4 protein-coding genes and 1 pseudogene are annotated in these 2,979 nt (G+C 31.9%); 3 read left to right on the top strand and 2 right to left on the bottom strand.

Annotation, left to right across the window (positions count from 1 at the left end; all coding sequences use genetic code 11):
- The coding region (locus tag DMP16_RS11575; RefSeq protein ID WP_185957851.1) for an OsmC family protein at positions 1-144 on the top strand (144 nt) is incomplete at its 5' end.
- Positions 145-185: 41 nt separating this feature from the next.
- Complete coding sequence (locus DMP16_RS08880; protein ID WP_069281580.1) at positions 186-512, top strand: hypothetical protein; 327 nt, start codon at positions 186-188, stop codon at positions 510-512.
- Here DMP16_RS08880 and DMP16_RS08875 read toward each other — a convergent pair.
- Positions 502-1,143: an SRPBCC family protein gene (locus tag DMP16_RS08875; protein ID WP_069281581.1), complete on the bottom strand. Its 642-nt coding sequence runs from the start codon at positions 1,141-1,143 to the stop codon at positions 502-504. The two genes, DMP16_RS08880 and DMP16_RS08875, sit on opposite strands and share 11 nt — an antisense overlap.
- Before the next feature lie 693 nt (positions 1,144-1,836).
- Here DMP16_RS08875 and DMP16_RS08870 point away from each other — a divergent pair.
- Complete coding sequence (locus DMP16_RS08870; protein WP_231961208.1) at positions 1,837-2,256, top strand: MarR family transcriptional regulator; 420 nt, start codon at positions 1,837-1,839, stop codon at positions 2,254-2,256.
- A 22-nt stretch (positions 2,257-2,278) separates the two neighbouring features.
- On the opposite strand, the pseudogene DMP16_RS08865 reads toward DMP16_RS08870, so the two are convergent.
- Positions 2,279-2,979: pseudogene (locus tag DMP16_RS08865) on the bottom strand (ammonium transporter); the annotation flags it as partial.

Below are 2,979 nucleotides of genomic sequence, written 5' to 3'. Positions count from 1 at the left end.
CTAGAAGTTAATTATGAGATATCTATAACTAGTAGTGATACGAGAATAAACGAGTTAATTAAAGAAGCTGAGAAAAGATGTCCAATGCGTGACACATTAACGAGAAGTGTCAAAGTGAATATAAAATGGAGAATAAAAAGTTGATTTTATAAATTTTCCTTTAAAAGTATTAAATGGTGACCAAAATGGCTGAGGAAGGAATTCTTAAGGCTGGGGAAAGAGAGATGAGAGAAATAGCTGGATATGTTCAACTTATTCTCGACTCATTAAATGATTTAATTACCAAATATAAAGACGAATTAAAAAACATGGGCATATTAAATAAATTATTAATAGATATGGAGATAATTACAATGCACAAATATAACCCAGAAGTCTATATTACAAGCGGATATTGGGATGATCTAGTTAATATAATAAATTTGATGAAGCAAAACAATAAAATTAGTAATGATCTTTCAGATATAATTAAACTATCGGAAGAAATCAATGAATTGAAGGCTAAACTTTGATTAGCAAATCTGGTAAAGAATCCTTAGCCTTTCTTAAATGTTTTTCTATTTCGCTTTTAGCCAAGGACTTAAAAGGTCCCTTATACCATTCTTTCATCTTCATCCTACTACCACTACCCTCAGTTGCTAAATAAAAATCGAAACCAAACAATATAGTAAATACAGAAACTTTCTGAGAAGCGAGATATCTTATAATATATCTATCTTCATCTAGTTTAAGACTATAAACAGTTAATGGTGTGTCCCAACTAATGACCCATCTAATTCTAAGCTTGTATACTCCCTCCTTCAAAATTGAAACACCTTTAATTTGAGGGATGAAGATAGTTAATATAGCAGGATTCAAAATCTTCTCATAAACTCTTTTTGGAGGCAAAGGAATAAGAATATTAGCCTCATCACTGACAGACCCTCTAAGTTCCACTGCCTTCCTTATTTTAATCAAGTATGTATTATCTTTTTCTGAAGTTTCACAATCATACTCTAATTCTCTACAAACATCGTTAACTATCTGCTTACCCTCGTTATCTACCTTAAATATAATTTCATCTTCATTACTTTGGATATATTGCATGACTAGAAATTTCTTAACATCAACGCTCTTCTCTAATGTTAAATCAACTTCTTTCATACATATTTAATCTTGTTTAAAATATTAAAAATCTATCTCAAAACTTTTATATGAAATCTGGGAGTATGAGATATATTATACCTTCTATATTATACATCCATATCTATAGAACGTACATTAGCCACAAAGTTATACATAATCTTAGCAATTCAATTTTTTATTACAATTAAAGATTTGAGATTTCACTAATTAAGTTAATGAGAAATTTCTCTCTACTATTTAAGTAATTCTATTCACCCTACTAAAAATTTTCGAAAAATTCAGTATACAAAAATGGAATTCTATAATTTTTCAAGATTAAGAAATATGTATTTTTTATGGTAATAATAATAAAAATTTAAACTCCTTTTTATCCCTTCTATTTTGTGAGTAGGAGAGTTGAAACGAACTATAGGAACGAAATCAAGACTATTGTAAGCTTTATGATTCCCCCTCTCTTACTCAGCATTATAATGGTTTTATTATTTAAGGCTATAAAGAGCTTATTCTAAAAGTATGGGATTACTGTCAATGTAAATATGAGTGAAATAGTTATTGGTTACCATGCATAAAATTCCTTAGATAAGTTTTTAACACTTGATAAAAAATATGGTTTAAGATGATGATCGATGGGCGGCAAGAATTATGATGAGCCATTGTAGCACTGATAGAATATTAGTTAAGTTTTTTGTTTTGAATGTTAGATATTTAATTATGATGCTAACTAACAAGTATTCAGAGATTTGGGATCTAATAGTAGGATTAACTAGAAAGGTCAATAAAGAGGCAGATAAAGCTCTAGAAGAGCTAGGTTTATCTTATTTTGAATACAAGGTTATGTGCGCACTAGAGGAAGAAGGTAAGGTTCCTATGAGTAGAGTCGCTGAGAAATACATGCTAACTAAAGCAGGACTTACTAGTATTATAGATAGACTTGAGGAGAAGAATTACGTAACTAGGATAAGAAGTGAGGAAGACCGAAGAGTTATATATGTGGAGCTTACTGATAAGGGACGAGAGAAATTAGCACAAAGCAGAAAAATCTTTGGTGAAGTTATAGAAAGATTTATGAAAAAATTGGATAATAATGAGCTAGATAACTTAGAGAAAATACTTACTAAATTAATTGGGTAACAAGAATTAAAAATTTTTATTATTAATCTTTTCCTTTTTCCTTTGTTTCTTCATCCATAGCCTTAGCTTCTTCAACAGCCTCTTTAGGCTTAACGCTTTCAGGGATTGCTGCTAATAACTCAGAATACGCAACTTCTCCATGTACTGCATAATCACCAATTGCCAATACTTGAGGTGGAGATTGCAAAGGAATAAATAGTCCAATTAATTTTAGCAAGCCAAAAGTTATTGCAAAATCATATACAAATACTATGACCGCAGCTAAAGCTTGAATACCTAATTGATACCAATTACCGTATAATGCTCCTCTTAATCCAGGGGCAATAAACTGAGTTACAGCAGGATTTGCAAAAACTCCGGTTAGCAAACCACCTACAATTCCAGCTATTCCATGAGTAGAAAAGACACCTAAGGTATCGTCCACCTTTAATTTTGGCTCTAACCAATATAAGGCCATCCATGGTATACTACCAGAAGCTATACCGATTAACATTGCCTCCCAACCATTAACGTAACCAGCAGCTGGTGTAATTGCTACTAGACCAGTTATAGCACCACTTGTGGCACCTACAAGAGTAGGCTTTCCGAAAAACTTCATATCCATTAGCATCCAAACTACTGCACTTACTGCAGTAGCAATATTGGTATTAAGCACAGCAATGGCAGCATCAATGGTCGCACCACCTGGATCGCCTCCATTAAATCCGTCCCAACCTAACCATA

Origin of the sequence: Sulfolobus sp. B1, from assembly GCF_007050195.1 — an archaeon.
GTDB lineage: Archaea > Thermoproteota > Thermoprotei_A > Sulfolobales > Sulfolobaceae > Saccharolobus.
Note: the sequence above shows the minus strand (reverse complement) of the source record. Positions and strands in the feature narration are given on the sequence as shown.